The sequence below is a fragment of the Pseudomonas sp. B21-036 genome, assembly GCF_024748925.1.
Taxonomy (GTDB): domain Bacteria; phylum Pseudomonadota; class Gammaproteobacteria; order Pseudomonadales; family Pseudomonadaceae; genus Aquipseudomonas; species Aquipseudomonas palmensis.
In genome coordinates, this window is the sequence record NZ_CP087178.1 from 2162221 (window position 1) to 2178497 (window position 16277).

Here is a 16277-nt window from a genome sequence, read left to right on the forward strand (position 1 = left end):
AGGACGGCCCCTGTAGGCGCCAGCCTTGCTGGCCAAGCGCTTTCAACCCATCGGCGAGCACAGCTCCACCAGCACCCCGGCCGGGCAGCGCAAGTAGGAAACCGTCTGGCCCCAGGGCTTGCTCTGCGGCGCCCTGATTTCCTCGGCGCCGTTGACCAGGGCATTGGCGTGGGCCGCCGCGACCTTCTCGGTCACCAGCGCGATCTCCATGCCCAGGGGCTTGTGGCTGTTGCTGGCGGCAACGAAACCTTCCGGGAAATTCGACTCGCCCAGTTCCAGCGACGCGAAGGCCAGGGTGGTTGGCCCGGTGTCCAGCTCGCCGTAATCGCCGGACTCATGCAGAAAACGACGCTTCAGGCCGAAGGCATTCTCGAAGAAGCTCAACGATGCCTCGACATCGGGTACATAAACGATGGTGTAGCCCAGTTTCATACACATTCCTTGTCGGTGGTTTCTGTAGGGGCCGGCCTTGCCGGCGAAGCAGCCGGCACGGGCCTAAGCCCCGGTTTTTTTCGCTTTGGTGGCACGGGGTCGCTTGCCGGCCGTGGCGCTGCTCTTGCGCTTCTTCTTCCACGGCGCGCCGCCGCGCCCGGCCGGCACCGGCGGCCCTGAAATGCGCAGGCTCATGCCCGAGCAGCGCTCCACCTGCTTGCTCATCCACGCCGACTGCTTGGCCACGAACGCTTCCAGGCTCATTTCGCCGCTCTGCACCATGTCCAGCGCCTGCTCCCAGATCGCCGTGGTGCCAGGGTCGGCAATCGCCCTTGGCACCGCGTCGATCAGGCTGAACGCCGCCGGCGTGGCCGACAGCGCCTTGCCCTGCTTGACCAGGTAGCCCCGGTCGAGCAGGCCCTGGATGATCCCGGCGCGGGTCGCTTCGGTGCCGATGCCGGTGGTGTCCTTGAGCTTCTGTTTAAGGCGCGGGTCGTCCACCAGCTTGGCGACGTTCTTCATCGCCTTGATCAGGTCGCCTTCGGTGAAGGGCTTGGGCGGTTGGGTCCACAGGTCCTTGAGGTTGACCCCGGCCACCTCGCACAGCTGACCCTCGTGCAATGCCGGCAGCACTTGCGCCACCGGCGCCTCGCGGCCCTTGGGCGGGGTCAGGGCTTCGGGCAGCGCGCGCCGCCAGCCCGGCTCGACGATCTGCTTGCCCACCGCACGCAGCGCCTGCCCGGCGCAATCGAAGTCGGCCTGGGTGCGGTCGTATTCATGGTTGGGCAGAAACTGCGCCAGGTAGCGGGCACGAATCAGCACGTACACCGACTTGTGCTTGGGCGGCAGGCGCGCCGGGTCGAGCGCGGCGGCGGTGGGGATGATGCCGTGGTGGGCGCTGACCTTGGCGTCGTTCCACGCGCGTGAGCGGCGTTGCGCCTGCAGGTGCGGCTGCAAGGGCGCCAGGCTCGGGTCGGCGCGCCCCAGCGCGGCAAGAATCGCCGGCGCCTCGGCGTGCTGGCTCAGGGGCAGGTAGCCACAGTCGCTGCGCGGGTAGGTGATGACCTTGTGGGTTTCGTACAGCGCCTGGGCGATGTCGAGGGTTTCCTGGGCGCCCAGGCCGAATTTCTTCGAGCACAGCTCCTGCAGGGTGCCCAGGTCGAAGGGCAGCGGCGCTGCCTCGCGCACGCGCTCGGTGGTCAGCGTCAAAAGGCGCGCCGTGGGCGCCGCCTGGATGGCCGCAGCCGCCTGCTGCGCGAACGCCCGGTTCAGGCAGCGGCCCTGGTCGTCGCACAGCTCGTCGGGCGCACGCCACTGGGCATTGAACACCTCGCCGGCGCTGCGCAACTGCACATCGATGGCCCAGAACGGCACCGGCACGAAATCGGCGATGCTGCGGTCGCGGTCCACCACCAGGCGCAGTGTCGGGGTTTGCACCCGGCCCACCGGCAACACGCCCTGATAGCCGGACTGGCGGCCGAGCAGGGTGAACAGCCGGCTCATGTTCATGCCGATCAGCCAGTCGGCACGCGAGCGGCCCAGGGCCGAGTGGTACAGGTTGAAGGTGGCGGCGCCGGGCCTGAGGGCGGCCAGGGCCTTGCGGATCGAGGCGTCGTCCAGCGCCGACAGCCACAGGCGCTGGATCGGCCCGCGATAGCGGCAGTGCTCCACCAGCTCGCGGGCGATCATTTCGCCCTCGCGGTCGGCGTCGGTGGCAATCACCAGTTCGGCCGCCTCGCCGAGCAGGCGCTTGACCGCCTTGAACTGGGCGGCCGTCCTGGGTTTTACCAGCATTTTCCATTGCGCCGGGATGATCGGCAGGTCGGCCAGCGACCAGCGCTTGTAACGGGCATCGTAGGCGTCGGGCGGGGCGGTTTCGAGCAGGTGGCCGATGCACCAGGTCACCGTGACGCCCGTGCCGACCCAGCAACCGTCGCCGCGGCGGCTGGCGCCAAGGACCTTGGCGATGTCCTTGGCCTGGGAGGGTTTTTCGCAGAGGTACAGGCGCATGGCCGGGTGAGCTCTTGGTCGGGCTGTGATGGGCCCTAGAATGCGCAGGATTGGCGATGCAGGCAAGGTTTATCTGTATGGATATACAGATGAATGTGTAGCGCTTGCCTGCCCGCCGATGCCTCAGCCGCGCGACGCTTCCAGTGCCTGGGCCAGGTCGGCCAGGATGTCGTCGCTGTGTTCGATGCCGATCGACAGGCGCACCATGTCACGCGGCACGCCGGCCTTTTCCAGCTCTTCGTCGTTCAACTGGCGATGGGTGGTGGAGGCCGGGTGGCAGGCCAGCGACTTGGCATCGCCGATGTTCACCAGGCGCACCACCAGCTTGAGTGCGTCGATGAAGCGTGCACCGGCCTCCTGGCCGCCCTTGATCCCGAACGACAGGATCGACGCCGGCTTGCCCTCGGTGTAGCGCAGCGCCAGCGCGTGCTCGGGGTGGTCCGGCAGGCCGGCGTACTTGACCCACGCCACCTGCTCGTGACCCTGCAGGTAGTGGGCCACCTTCAGGGCGTTCTCGGTGTGACGCTCCATGCGCAGGGCCAGGGTCTCCAGCCCCTGCAGGATCAGGAAGGCGTTGAACGGCGACAGCGCCGCGCCGGTGTTGCGCAGCGGCACCACGCGGCAGCGCCCGATGAACGCCGCCGGGCCGAAGGCCTCGGTGTAGGTCACGCCGTGGTAGGACGGGTCGGGGGTGTTGAGCAGGGCGAAGCGCTGCTTGTGGTCAGCCCACGGGAAGTTGCCCGAGTCGATCACGATGCCGCCGATGCTGGTGCCGTGGCCGCCGATGTACTTGGTCAGCGAGTGCACCACCACGTCGGCGCCGTGCTCGAACGGGCGGCACAGGATCGGCGTGGCCACGGTGTTGTCGACGATCAGCGGCACGCCATGGCGGTGCGCGGCATCGGCCAGCGCGCGCAGGTCGACGATGTTGCCGGCCGGGTTGCCGATCGACTCGCAGAACACCGCCTTGGTCTTGTCGTCGATCAGCGCCTCGAGGGCGGCGATGTCGTCATGGGCGGCGAAGCGGGTCTGGATGCCGAAGCGCGGCAGGGTATGGGCCAGCAGGTTGTAGGTGCCGCCATACAGCTTGGCCACCGAGACGATGTTGTCGCCGGCCTCTGCCACGGTCTGGATGGCGTAGGTGATCGCCGCCATGCCCGAGGCCACCGCCAGTGCGCCCACGCCGCCTTCCAGCGCGGCCATGCGCTGTTCCAGCACATCGTTGGTGGGGTTCATGATGCGGCTGTAGATGTTGCCGGCCACCTTGAGGTCGAACAGGTCGGCACCATGCTGGGTGTCATCGAAGGCGAACGAGGTGGTCTGGTAGATCGGCACCGCAACCGCTTTGGTGGTCGGATCGGGGCTGAAGCCCGCATGGATCGCCAAGGTTTCCAGCTTCATGATGCAGTCGTTCCTTGAAAGTCGTGGAGGCCGAAGCATGCGCGGCGCGCAAACGCGGGGTCAAGCCTTGCCCCGCTGAACGATGACCTGCGCCAGCCGGTCGGATGGTCATTGCCTGCCACCCTGCAACGGAGTCGCCCATGCTGCCCCACCTGATTGCACCCGGTTTCGCCCTGCTGGCCCTGGCCAGCACCCTGGCCATCGCCGCCGAGCCCTTGCGCATCACCGGCCTGCAGCGCTGTGGCGATGTGCTGAGCGCGGTGCAGCAGCAGTGGTGCGTGAGCACCCGCGGCCTGGCGCAGGGCACGCCCGGGGTGCATCTGGACGGGCACGTGCTGCCCGCCGCCCGTGTCACCCGCGATGGCGATACGCTGCGGCTGAACCTCGATACGGCGCGGTTGGACAGCGGCCCGTTGTGGCTGCAGGACGCGGGCGGCCAGGCCAGCAACCCGGTGTGGCTGTCGCTCAAGGCCAGCCATGTGGTGCCCGCCGGGCCGGGCGAGGTGGCGAAGAACATGGACGGCCTGACCACCTATGTCGACCTGGTCAGCCTGCTGATCGAAGAGCGCCACGACGGCCTGCAGGAGGCCCGGCGCCTGGCCGACAAGTACGGCGCCAAGGTGGTGGGGGCGATCGCGCCGCTGAACGTCTACCAGCTGCGCCTGCCGGTCAGTGACCTGGTGCAGCGCGATGCCATGGTGCTGCGCCTGGGCAGCGAGGTCAGCGTGGACGCCGTGGTGATCGAGGAGTCCGCGCCGGAAAAGGGCGAGGAGCGCGAACCCGCAGATGCGCAGGCCCGGCCCGGCGGCGAGGAGTGGGCCGCCAACCGTTTCATGGACGCGGTCAACTTCTACCAGCGGCGCATCCCTGCCCGCGATGCGGCGGTACCGGTCAGCCCGGTTCGCATCGGCGTGATCGAGCGCGACGTGGATTTCGACGCCCCCGATTTCGCCGATTACCTGGGCCCGTGCCGCGGCGAGCGACCACGCACCTGCCTGTACGCGCGTGACGCCGACAAGCCCGACGGGCATGGCAGCACGGTGGCCGGGGTGCTGGCCGCGCGCTGGGAGCAAGGCGGCAATACCGGTTTTCTGCGCGGGCTCGACCCGGCCAGCCCCGGCTTCGAGGTGATCGTGGAGCGCAATTCCGACGCCGGCATCACCGCCAACATCGCCGCCTCGGTCAACCTGGTGGAGGATGGCGTGCGGGTGCTGAACTGGAGCTGGGGCATCCACCGGGTGGGGGCGAAGAACGTCGAGGGCGACGAGGTCGACTCGCTGGTGCGCTCGGGCCTGGCCATGAGCGGCTATGAAGAGCTGCTGGAGGAGTTTTTCCTGTGGCTGCGCAAGGAGCACCCGGACGTGGTGGTGATCAACTCGGCGGGCAATGGCGCGTCGTACTCGGGTACCGACGAGTACCGCCTGCCGTCCTCGTTCGTCACCGAGCAGTTGCTGGTGGTGGGCGGGCACCAGCGCAGCGAGCGCCCGGTGGCGGTGGATGATCCGGCCTATGTGGTCAAGCGCGCCGCCTCCAACATCGACGCGCGCGTGGACATCACCGCCGCCGCCTGCGTGCAGGCGTCCGCTGCGCAGGCCGACCAGCGCGGCGAGGTGCACTGCGGTACCTCCTATGCCACGCCGATGGTGGCCGGGGTGGTGGCGGCCATGCTCTCGATCAACCCGCGCCTGCAGCCCGAGCAACTGCGCCTGTTGCTGCGCCGCAGCGCCATGACCCTGGGCAGCGAGGGCGACTTCGAGCCGATGGACGCCGAAGACCTGACCGCGCCGATCCTGCCGTCCGAGCGCAACTACCAGCTCAATGACAAGGACGTCGGCCGCTCGGCGCGGCTGGACATGCACAAGGCCCTGGACCTGGCGGTGCAGAGCCGCGACCGGGTGCGATGAGGGTGTCGCCTTCATCGCGGCTCCAGCCCGCTCTGCACAGTCCTGTGGGAGCGGGCTTGCCCCGCGATGGCTGCGACGCCGTTTGTGTTTGAGGTAAGCTAGCCAACCTTTTGCACCCCCTCGATACCCTGTCACCCCCGCAGGCGATGCCCTGCCGATTGGAACCCCGATGCAGCCCACACGCAAACCCTTCCGACTCGCCCCCGTGCGCGCCGACGTGCTCGCCGGCCTCACCACCGCCTTCGCCCTGGTGCCCGAGTGCATCGCCTTCGCCCTGGTCGCGCACCTGAACCCGCTGATGGGCCTGTACGGCGCCTTCATCATCTGCACCCTGACCGCACTGTTCGGTGGGCGCCCGGGCATGGTTTCCGGCGCCGCCGGCTCGATGGCGGTGGTGATCGTCGCGCTGGTGGTGCAGCACGGCGTGCAATACCTGCTGGCCACGGTGCTGCTGGGCGGGCTGGTCATGCTGCTGTTCGGCCTGCTGCGCCTGGGCAAGCTGGTGCGCCTGGTGCCGTACCCGGTGATGCTCGGCTTCGTCAACGGCCTGGCCATCGTGATTGCCCTGGCCCAGCTCGAACACTTCAAGTCCGGCCAGGCCTGGCTTGCCGGCAATGCGCTGTACCTGATGCTCGGCCTGGTGGCGCTGACCATGGCCATCGTCTACGTGCTGCCACGCCTGACCCGCGCCGTGCCGCCGGCGCTGGTGGCGATTCTCGGCGTGGGCCTGCTGGTGTACCTGTTCGACCTGCCCACCCGCACCCTGGGCGACATGGCGCACATTGCCGGAGGCCTGCCGGGCCTGGCCCTGCCCGAGGTGCCATGGACCCTCGACACCCTGCGCATCATCGCGCCATATGCAGTACTGATGGCCATGGTCGGCCTGCTCGAAACCCTGCTCACCCTCAACCTCACCGACGAAATCACCGAGAGCCGCGGCCACCCCGACCGCGAATGCGTGGCGCTGGGCGCGGCCAACATGGTCTCGGGCCTGTGCGGCGGCATGGGCGGCTGCGCGATGATCGGGCAGACCGTGATCAACCTCGGCTCCGGCGGGCGCGGCCGGCTGTCGGGCGTCGTGGCCGGGGTGATGATCCTGATGTTCGTGCTGTTTCTCGCGCCGCTGATCGAGCGCATTCCGCTGGCGGCACTGGTGGGGGTGATGTTCGTGGTGGCGCAGCAGACCTTCGCCTGGGCATCGCTGCGGGTGCTGCACAAGGTGCCGGTGAACGACGTGCTGACCATCGTGGCGGTCACCGTGGTCACGGTGTTCACCGACCTGGCGGCTGCCGTGATGTTCGGCATCATCATCGCCGCCCTGAACTTTGCCTGGCAGCAGGCCCGCGAGCTGTACGCCGACAGCGACGTGCACGCCGACGGCAGCAAGCTGTACCGCGTGCACGGCACCCTGTTCTTTGCGTCGGTCACCACCTTTCTGAACCAGTTCACCCCGGCCGACGACCCGGCCGAGGTGACCCTGGACTGCGCCCACCTGCGGGTGGTCGACTACTCGGCGATCGCTGCCATCAAGACCCTGCGCGAGCGCTATGCCAAGGCCGGCAAGCACCTGCGCGTGGTGCACCTGACCGAGCGCTGCAAGCAACTGCTCAGGCGCGCGGGGGAGCAGCACACCGCCTGAGCCCACGCGCATTTTTAAGGATCTGCTGATGGTCCGCGCTGCGGCATGTGCCTGAACATTGGCCTGTCACGGGAGTGACGTTCTCTGACGGCAAGCCTGTTGATTGGAGGAGTCTTTCGAAGCGGTGGATGGGCTATGGCACGCCTGCGTGGGAGGGGTGAGTGATGAATCAGTCGGCGCTTTACGTGGTCTCGACGCCCGTCGCGAGTACGTCGTTGCAGTCGGACCTCGGAAGGGCCCTGGAGCGGGATCAGTTCGAACTGCATTATCAACCGCTCTACCGCGTCGATCAGGGTCGCCCCTACATCGCGGGTGTCGAGGCGCTGCTGCGCTGGCGATCTGCCGGGCAACTGGTGCCGCCGCTGGCGTTCATCCCCACCCTTGAAGCCACCGGGCAGATCGTGCCGGTTGGCGAGTGGGTGCTGCAGCGCGCCTGTCGACAGGTCCGCGACTGGCAGCTGGCCGGGCAGGGGCAGCTGCACTGTTCGGTCAACGTCTCCAGCCTGCAGCTGGAGCAGGTCGGCTTCGCCGCCTCGGTGCGGCGCGTTCTGCAGGCCTGCGGGCTGCCGCCGGCGAGCCTGATCCTGGAAATCACCGAAAGCCAGTGGGTCAGCGACAGTGCCCAGGTCAAGGCCTGCCTCGATGAACTGGTGAGCATGGGTGTGCGGCTGGCGCTGGATGACTTTGGCACCGGCTACTCAGCCCTGAGTTGCCTGCTGCGTTTTCCATTGAGCATCCTCAAGGTCGACAGAAGCTTCGTCAGCGGCCAGCCCCAGAGCGGCAAGCTGCACGCGATCTGTCGTGCAATCATCGGGCTGGGGTGCGAGCTGGGCTTCGAAGTGGTTGCCGAAGGCGTCGAGGAGGCTGACCACCTGGACTTCATCGTGGGCCAGGGCTGCCATTACGCGCAGGGTTACCTGCTCAGCCGTCCCTTGCCGCCGACGGAGTTGCAACGCCTGTTCAACTAGCGGCTGCCACCTCCACGCAAGGGCGCCTGGCCGCTCGGAGTGTGGGCGTACCTCGATCGCCGATCATCGGAGGGCGGTGCGCAGGCCCGTTTTAAGGCTTGCCTGATAGGCTATTTCAAACGCCCTCATTAAAGTCCCCACCAGCAACGACGCGGAGTCGGGTGCCTCCGATTTTCTGCTTGTTTCTATGAGGGATTGAACATGCTGCTTAGAAATTTCAGGCTGGGCCATCGAGCAATACTGGTGTTTTTCGTATTGAACGTGCTGGTCATTGTTCTGGGTGTGGTTTCCATCATGCAAATGGGCCGAGTGCGTGCCGCTGCCCTGGAAATCGAGAAGAACTGGATGGAAAGTGTGCGCCAGGGAGGCGCGATCGACGCGCTGGTGCTGCGCCTGCGGCTTGAAAGCTATCGCCTCCTCAGTACCGATGACCCAGCGATCAGGAAGATGTCCATCGAGACCATCACCGGTGCACGCAGCGAGCTCGACAAGGCGGTCACCGACTATCGTCACCAGGTGTCCAGCCCGGACGAACAAGCGGCCTACGACGATGTCAAGACAGGGATCGCCAACTACATAGGGCAGCTGGACAGCTTTCTGGAACGGGTGCAGGCCGACCACGCCGCCGAAGCCACCGAGTACCTCAACCAGACGACTCGGCCGCTGGCGAACAGCCTGCAGGTCGTTATCGGCAAGATGATGGACATCAACCGCGAAGGTGCCCGCCAATCAGGGATCGAGTCCGAGGCCATCTATCAGAGCTCGGTGAAGACCGTGATCGTGATCATCAGCGTGGTCGTGGTGTTGAGCATCCTGATGGGGGTTCTGTTCGCGCGCAGCATCACCGTGCCGTTGCTGGCGGTGCTGGGGATCAACCAGCGGATTGCCGAAGGCGACCTGCGCAGTGTCGTGCCGATGTCCGGCAAGGACGAGCTGACCGACCTGATGGCCTCGACCGCGAGCATGCAGGCCAGCCTGCGTGACACCATTCGTCTGATGGGCGACTCGTCGAACCAGTTGGCCGCAGCGGCCGAACAGATGCATTCGGTGGCCGAGGAATCGAGCCGCGGGCTGCAGCAGCAGAGCGATGAAATCGAACAGGCCGCTACCGCAGTGAACGAGATGACGGTTGCGGTCGAAGAGGTGGCGCGCAACGCAGCCTCCGCGTCGGAAGTCACCCAGCAGTCCGCCAGTTCGACCCGCACCGGTTCCGAGCGGGTGACCCAGGCGGTTGTCGCCATCCAGAACCTGACAACGATTGTCGAGTCCACCAGCGGGGAAGTCGAAGGCCTTGCGAACAGGGCACAGAACATCAGCAAGGTGCTGGACGTGATTCGCGCGATTGCCGAGCAGACCAACCTGCTGGCCCTCAATGCTGCCATCGAGGCTGCCAGGGCCGGTGACCAGGGGCGGGGGTTCGCCGTGGTGGCCGACGAGGTGAGGGCACTGGCCCACCGCACCCAGGAGTCCACCAAGGAAATCGAGACCATGATCGCCGACATCCAGGCGGGGGCCGAGCAGGCGGTAACGGCGATGTCGCAAAGCCGCGTCAATGCCCAGGACACCCTGGGGATCGCGCAGGAAGCCGGCGCCGCACTGGATGCGATTGCCCGTTCGATCACCGAGATCAACGACCGCAACTTCCTGATTGCAACCGCTTCCGAAGAGCAGGCGCAGGTGGCACGTTCGGTGGACCACAACCTGGTGAGCATTCGCGATCACTCGGTGCAGACCTCCGACGGCGCCAGCCAGACGGCCACTGCAAGCAACGAGCTGTCCAGGCTGGCGATTGCCATGGCCGACCTGACCCGGCGTTTCACCACGTGAAACCGCGCCGGTGCACCAGCCACGGCATGCGCATTCGCGGCGGTACATCGAGCTGAGCCAAGCGCCCTGGCTGTGCTGGGGCGCATTTTTAAGGCTTGCCTGATAGTGCTGCGCAGCAAAGGGCACTTAAGCTGGCGCCATGAAATTGAAGCATTTCCTGCAACCCACCGACTCGTTCTTCTCCACCCCCAAGGCCGTGCGCCGGCTGCTGCGATTGTTCGCCCAGTTGCTGGTGCTGGGCATGGTGGTGGGTGCGATCATTTCCCTGAGCTCGATTCTCAGAAACGAAGTTTCCCGTCGTCAGGGGCTCATGAGCGATGCCATCGCCAATGCACGGGTGTTCTTCACCCAGCGCGAGGCGTTGCTCAAGAGCCTCGCGCTGTCGGCGGTGGCGAAGCCACCTGGGCAACAGTTCGCGGTGGCGCAACAGGTCGGCCACCGACAGCCCGGTGACGACCTCCGCTGGGACCTGCAGTTGTCCGGGCGCATGGTGGATTTCCTCACCACAAACCGCATCAACCTGCTGTACGTCGCCGATCAGGTGGCGGCCCGCGTGGTGTACCTGAACCGCACGGTCAGCTTCGATACGCCGATCCCTGGCGCGGTGCTGAGCCGCCTGCAGCGTATTGATCCCACCCTGCCCGAGGCGGACCAGGCGGTCTGGCTCAGCGATCAGCAGGCGTCGACGCCGCGGCTGTATCTGTTCGTGCGGGTGGATTTCCACCAGCCCCGATCGGGCTGGCTCGGCATGGAGATGGATGCCAGCGACGTGGCCAGCACGCTGCACGATGACGCGGCAGGGCAGTTCATGATGCTCAACCCCAGAGGCGATGTGATGATGCGCAGCGTGTCGAGCGTGTACCCGTCGCTGCCCTTGCCGAAGCTGGAGACAGGCCATGACTTCGGCTTCTCCGGGGAAGGCTTCTGGCCCGACCAGCTGGTGATGCGCAAGAAGCTGGGCTACTCGGATTGGAAGCTGTTCTATGCCATTGGGCTGGAGGCCTTGCTCAAGGTGTTGTGGTGGCCGTTGCTGGCTGCCAGCACCCTGATCCTGCTGATCGGCGTGCTGGTGGGGCGCCTGGTGACGCGCGTCGAACGGCGCCTGATCACCCCGGCAACCCAGCGCATCGATGCACTGATCGAAAGTGAAGCGTTCAACCGCGCGATCATCCAGACCGCCCCGGTGGCGCTGTGCGTGCTGCGCCGCGCGGATGGCCAGGTGGTACTGGAGAACACCTTGTCGCAGCAGTGGCTGGGCGAGTGCAAGGAGCGCGAGCGCCTGTGCCATGGCTGGATCGAACAAGCCTTCAGCGACCGCGAAATTGTCCAGTCCGACGAGTTCCAGGCCGGCGACGGTCGCCACCTGCACCTGAGTTTCGTGCGCACCCGCTACAACGGCGAGGATGTGCTGTTCTGCGCCTTCAGCGATATCAGTACGCGCAAGCAGGCCGAGGCCGCGATGACCATGGCCAAGCAGATGGCCGATGCCGCCAATGAAGCCAAGACACTGTTCCTGGCGACCATGAGTCACGAGATACGCACGCCGTTGTATGGCGTGCTCGGAACCCTGGAGCTGCTGGCCCGTACCGAGCTGAGGGGGCCGCAGAAAGACTACCTGCACGCCATCGAGAGTTCCTCGGCAGCGCTGCTCAACCTGGTGTGCGATGTTCTCGATGTGGCCAAGATCGAAGCCGGTCAGTTGGCCCTGGAGGCCAGCGAGTTCTCGCCGCTGGAGCTCATCCACGACGTGACCCAGAGCTACGCCGGTGCTGCGCGCAGCAAGGGGTTGTATCTGTATGCCTTCGTCGACCCGCACATGCCGGCGCTGTTGCGCGGCGACATAACGCGCATCCGCCAGGTGCTGAACAACCTGCTCAACAATGCGGTGAAGTTCACCGAGAGCGGGCAGATCGTACTGCGTGCCAAGGTCGGCTCGATGACCGAGGAACGGGCCGACATCCTCTGGCAGGTCAGCGACAGCGGCCCGGGCATTGCCCCGGACGACCAGGCCTTGCTGTTCGAGCCGTTCTACCAGTCCTCGACCAAGACCAACGTGGTGCCCGGCACCGGCCTGGGCCTGTCCATCTGCCAGCGCCTGGCCGCCTTGATGAACGGCAGCATCCGCGTGGTCAGCGCCGTGGGCCTGGGCAGCAGCTTTACCTTGAGCATTCCGCTGGGGCGTTCGTACCCGATGCCGGCGAGCGATACACCGCGCCTGGCCGACGAGATGATCTACGTGCATTCCCCGGTGCTGGAAATGGCCGAATACGTCAGTGGCTGGCTACGGCGCTGGGGCGCACAGACCCATATCGGGCTGCCACCCGAGATCCAGGCCGCGCATGACGTGCTGCTGGTGGAGGCCCACCCGCACACCGCGCACCCCGTCCTGCTGGAGTGGAGCGGGCCGCGTGTAGTGATATGCCCGCAGGAGTGCGAGCCGCCGTCGCAGCAACGCTACTGGCGGGTCAAGCTCAACGACCTGAACGGGCTGCTGGCGGCCGTCAGCCAGGCCCAGGGCATCGCCCCCCCGGCGCCTGGCCGGATCGAGCACGAGATCACCCGGCAACTGGACCTGAGGGTACTGGTCGCCGAAGACAATGTGATCAACCAGCTGATCGTCAAGGACCAGCTGGAGGAGCTGGGGTGCAGCGTGGGCCTGGCCCGCGATGGGCATGAGGCCCTGGCGCTGTGGCAGAACGAGGTGTTCGACGTGGTGCTCACCGACATCAACATGCCGCGCATGAATGGCTATGACCTGGCCAAGGCCCTTCGTCGTCAAGGTTGCGTGGTGCCCATCATCGGTGCCACGGCCAATGCCATGCGCGACGAGGGCGATCGGTGCCTGGCGGTAGGCATGCAGCAGCTGCTGGTCAAACCCTTCGGCCTCGGTGCGCTGTTCACCTGCCTGCAGCACTGCCAGCGTGAAGAGAGGCGAGCGTGACGTCGTTGGCCAGAAGCTCCCTACGCCTCGGTATCGGCTTGCTGCTTGGCATTGCCCTGATCTTCCTGCTGGCGATGACCCACGAGCAATGGGCAGCGCAGTACTGCGTCGATTGCGTCAGCTTCATCCGTGGGGCGAATTTACCGCTGCTGCGCATCGTGCTGGCATTCGCGTTGCTCAGTGCCCTGCTGGGGTGGCTGTACTACCACTATCGCCGGCAGGTCATCGCGCCGGCTCGCCAGGCCCGGAGCGAGCTGCTCGACAGCCAGGCGTTCAGCCTGGCGGTGATCGAAAGTGCACCTGCCGGGCTGATTGTCATCCGCCTGCACGACCACCAGGTGGTGGTGGAAAATCAGCGTGCCAAGGACAGTCGCGAAGTGGCGCAGTCCATCGTCGAGATGGCGCGCCAACCCGGCATCGAACTGTGCGGCGAGGCGAGCATGGTGCTGCAGGGTCGCTGTTTCCGGCTCAGTTTCTCCTCGACCCGCTACCAGGACCAGCAGGTTCTGCTGTGCGCGTTCACCGACGTCACCGAACACCTGGAACGCGCGGTGGCCTTGAGCCAGGCCAAGTCCATGGCCGACAAGGCCAGTGAAGCCAAGACCCTCTTCCTGGCGACCATGAGCCACGAGATCCGCACCCCGCTGTACGGCGTATTGGGCACCCTGGAGCTGCTCGGCCTGACCGGCCTCGACCAGCGCCAGATGGATTACCTCAGCATCATCCAGCGCTCGTCCTCCACATTGTTGCAACTGATCAGCGATGTGCTGGACGTGTCCAGGATCGAGTCGGGTCAACTCACCCTTGAGTCGGTGGCCTTTTCGCCATTGGGCCTGATCGAGGACGTGATGTCCGCGCACATCGCCAACGCGCGTGCCAAGGGCCTGCAGATCTATGCCTGCGTGGCACCGGAAATACCCGACCAGCTGGTCGGGGACGAGGTGCGCATCTGGCAGATCCTCAACAACCTGCTGGGCAACGCGATCAAGTTCACCGACATCGGGCGGGTTGTGCTGCGCTGTCGCGTGGTCAGGGGCGAAGGGCAAGACATCACGCTGGAACTCCAGGTCACCGACACCGGCATCGGCATTTCCCCGGAGCAGCAGCTGCACCTGTTCGAGCCGTTCTACCAGGCCCGCGCGAGCAACCTGGTCAGCGGCACCGGGCTTGGCCTGTCGATCTGCAGCCGCTTCAGTGCGTTGATGGGCGGCGAGGTGAAGGTGGTCAGCGAACAGGGGTTGGGCAGCAGTTTCACGGTGCGCCTGCCGTTCGTGCTGCCGGACACGCCGTTGCCGGCAGAACCTGGCATCGACCTCGGCGGCGTGCAGGTGTACGTGCGTGCGCCCGTGCTGGAGCTGGCCGAGAACATCGGCAGCTGGCTGCTGCGCTGGCATGCCACGGTTACGGTGCTCAGCGCCGCGCAGCACGAGGTGCACAGCGGGGCGCTGCTGGTCGAGGTACTGGGCAACGGCAAGTGGTTGCCGGACTGGAACGGCCGGCGCCTGTTGTGCGACTACGACGGCCCGCAGGTTCCCGAGCCGATGGAGGCGGGCTGGCGCGTCAGCGCCAATCATGTGCGGGCGATTGCCGGCGCCGTGCTGATGGAAAAGAACGGCGTCACCGAGCCCGCGCCGCCTGGCGCAGCCCCTGCCTTGCCGGCGCTTGGCCTGCAGGTGCTGGTGGCCGAGGACAACCTGATCAACCAGGCCATTCTCAAGGAACAACTCGAAGCCCTGGGCTGCACCGTGGAACTGGCCAGCGATGGCCAGCAGGCGCTGCAGCAGTGGCGCAAGTACCGCTTCGACGTGCTGCTGACCGATGTCAACATGCCGGTCATGAACGGCTACGAGCTGGCGCGCGCGATACGCCTGCAGAACGCCAAGGCGCCGATCATCGGCGTTACCGCCAATGCCATGCGCGACGAGGGCGAGCGTTGCCAGGCAGCGGGCATGACCTGCTGGGTGGTCAAGCCGCTGAGCCTGACCACCTTGCGCAACCTGCTGCTCAATGTCACCCCGGCGCTGGCGCACGAGGAGGCCGGGCGCCAGCCGTCGCTAGAGCTGTCGGTGCAGTTGGCCGAGGCGGAGTCATCGGCAGCGGGCATCGTGTTGTCGCCGGCCATGCGCGACCTGTTTTTGAGTACCATGGAGAAGGACATCCGCGCCATTCGCCTGGCCCTGGCGGCCGGCGAGCAAACCGACGTCCTGCACAAAGTGCATGGTGTCAGTGGCGCACTGTCGGTGGTGCAGGCGCACGCGCTGGCCAGGCTGTTCGGTGAGCTTGAGCACCGCCTGCGCGCGCCCAGCCTGCAGCTCACCTTGATTGACGATATTCACCAGGCGCTCGACCGGCTCTGCGACTTGATGAGGTCGGTATGACCCGGGCCGAGACTTGCCACACTTTGTGCACACCGGAGCGATCATGCATAAAATCACCGTAGTCATCGCCGATGACCACCCGATCGTGCTGTTTGGCGTACGCGAACTCATCAAGTCCGACCCGCGCTTCGAGGTGGTTGGCGAAGCGGGCAGCTCCACCGAACTGATCAACGTGCTGCACGACAAGCAGCCCCAGATCCTGATCACCGACTACAACATGCCGGAGAGTTCCCAGTATGGCGACGGCCTGCGGCTGATCACCTACCTGACGCGCAACTTCCCCGCGCTGCGCGTGCTGGTGCTGACGATGGTGTCCAACAGCCTCATCCTCACGCGGCTTTACAATCTGGGCGTGGCGGGTGTGATCGACAAGCGTACGGTGAACGAAGAGTTGCTGCGCGCACTGGAAGCCTTGAGCCAGAACCGCATCTACAAGCTGGCGCCGGCGAACCGGAACTCGGTGATCGACAACGGCTACCAGATCGACGAGCGCATGGCTTCGCTTTCCACCCGCGAAGTGGAGATCCTGCGTCTGTTCGTGGCGGGCATGAGCCTGCGCGACATCGCGATCAATCAGAATCGCAGCCCCAAGACCATCAGCACGCAAAAGATCGCGGCCATGCGCAAGCTGGATGTGCGCAGCGACCAGGAGCTGATCTCGTACTGCCTGGAGGCCAACCTGTTCCAGTAGGCGTGCCCGCGTTTTCAGGTTTGCCTGATGGCACGGGGCCCGGCTGTATCGTTCAATGGCGTCAAGCGACGGCAGCATTCCACAGG

10 protein-coding genes and 1 pseudogene are annotated in these 16277 nt (G+C 66.0%); 8 read left to right on the top strand and 3 right to left on the bottom strand.

Annotated features, from left to right (window positions below; genetic code table 11):
* Positions 1-42 precede the first annotated feature (42 nt).
* The 3 genes from LOY33_RS09630 to LOY33_RS09640 form a co-directional block, all read right to left on the bottom strand.
* Positions 43-432 (bottom strand): VOC family protein, encoded by a 390-nt coding sequence (locus LOY33_RS09630; protein WP_054916504.1) that lies wholly within the window; start codon positions 430-432, stop codon positions 43-45.
* A 63-nt stretch (positions 433-495) separates the two neighbouring features.
* Positions 496-2442 (bottom strand): DNA topoisomerase III, encoded by a 1947-nt coding sequence (locus LOY33_RS09635; RefSeq protein WP_258662502.1) that lies wholly within the window; start codon positions 2440-2442, stop codon positions 496-498.
* 123 nt (positions 2443-2565) lie between these two features.
* Positions 2566-3843: a bifunctional O-acetylhomoserine aminocarboxypropyltransferase/cysteine synthase gene (locus LOY33_RS09640; protein WP_054916502.1), complete on the bottom strand. Its 1278-nt coding sequence runs from the start codon at positions 3841-3843 to the stop codon at positions 2566-2568.
* 140 nt (positions 3844-3983) lie between these two features.
* Here LOY33_RS09640 and LOY33_RS09645 point away from each other — a divergent pair, with 140 nt between their 5' ends.
* The 8 genes and pseudogenes from LOY33_RS09645 (at position 3984) to LOY33_RS09675 (ending at position 16191) form a co-directional block, all read left to right on the top strand.
* Entirely contained in the window at positions 3984-5747 is a 1764-nt protein-coding gene (locus LOY33_RS09645) for a S8/S53 family peptidase (protein ID WP_258662504.1), read from the top strand.
* Positions 5748-5916: 169 nt separating this feature from the next.
* Positions 5917-7386 (top strand): SulP family inorganic anion transporter, encoded by a 1470-nt coding sequence (locus tag LOY33_RS09650; protein WP_043861106.1) that lies wholly within the window; start codon positions 5917-5919, stop codon positions 7384-7386.
* Positions 7387-7550: 164 nt separating this feature from the next.
* Positions 7551-8354 (top strand): bifunctional diguanylate cyclase/phosphodiesterase, encoded by an 804-nt coding sequence (locus LOY33_RS09655; RefSeq protein ID WP_088514871.1) that lies wholly within the window; start codon positions 7551-7553, stop codon positions 8352-8354.
* A 201-nt stretch (positions 8355-8555) separates the two neighbouring features.
* A pseudogene (locus LOY33_RS26005) lies at positions 8556-9323 on the top strand (MCP four helix bundle domain-containing protein); the annotation flags it as partial.
* Positions 9324-9392: 69 nt separating this feature from the next.
* Complete coding sequence (locus LOY33_RS26010; protein ID WP_404702909.1) at positions 9393-10181, top strand: methyl-accepting chemotaxis protein; 789 nt, start codon at positions 9393-9395, stop codon at positions 10179-10181.
* A 139-nt stretch (positions 10182-10320) separates the two neighbouring features.
* Complete coding sequence (locus tag LOY33_RS09665; RefSeq protein WP_258662505.1) at positions 10321-13122, top strand: ATP-binding protein; 2802 nt, start codon at positions 10321-10323, stop codon at positions 13120-13122.
* A complete protein-coding gene (locus LOY33_RS09670) occupies positions 13119-15500 on the top strand; it encodes an ATP-binding protein (protein WP_258662506.1) in 2382 nt (793 codons plus the stop codon). The genes LOY33_RS09665 and LOY33_RS09670 overlap by 4 nt, the downstream gene beginning before the upstream one ends.
* Positions 15501-15543: 43 nt before the next feature.
* On the top strand, positions 15544-16191 hold the full coding sequence (locus LOY33_RS09675) for a response regulator (protein WP_043861102.1): 648 nt from the start codon (positions 15544-15546) through the stop codon (positions 16189-16191).
* Positions 16192-16277 lie beyond the last annotated feature (86 nt).

Excerpts from the sequence above, each read along its gene's own strand:
- LOY33_RS09675 (WP_043861102.1), top strand. The coding sequence starts at position 15,544 with ATGCATAAAATCACCGTAGTCATCGCCGATGACCACCCGATCGTGCTG.
- LOY33_RS09665 (WP_258662505.1), top strand. The coding sequence starts at position 10,321 with ATGAAATTGAAGCATTTCCTGCAACCCACCGACTCGTTCTTCTCCACC.
- LOY33_RS09650 (WP_043861106.1), top strand. The coding sequence starts at position 5,917 with ATGCAGCCCACACGCAAACCCTTCCGACTCGCCCCCGTGCGCGCCGAC.
- LOY33_RS09630 (WP_054916504.1), bottom strand. The coding sequence starts at position 432 with ATGAAACTGGGCTACACCATCGTTTATGTACCCGATGTCGAGGCATCG.
- LOY33_RS09635 (WP_258662502.1), bottom strand. The coding sequence starts at position 2,442 with ATGCGCCTGTACCTCTGCGAAAAACCCTCCCAGGCCAAGGACATCGCC.
- LOY33_RS26010 (WP_404702909.1), top strand. The coding sequence starts at position 9,393 with ATGCATTCGGTGGCCGAGGAATCGAGCCGCGGGCTGCAGCAGCAGAGC.
- LOY33_RS09645 (WP_258662504.1), top strand. The coding sequence starts at position 3,984 with ATGCTGCCCCACCTGATTGCACCCGGTTTCGCCCTGCTGGCCCTGGCC.
- LOY33_RS09640 (WP_054916502.1), bottom strand. The coding sequence starts at position 3,843 with ATGAAGCTGGAAACCTTGGCGATCCATGCGGGCTTCAGCCCCGATCCG.
- LOY33_RS09655 (WP_088514871.1), top strand. The coding sequence starts at position 7,551 with ATGAATCAGTCGGCGCTTTACGTGGTCTCGACGCCCGTCGCGAGTACG.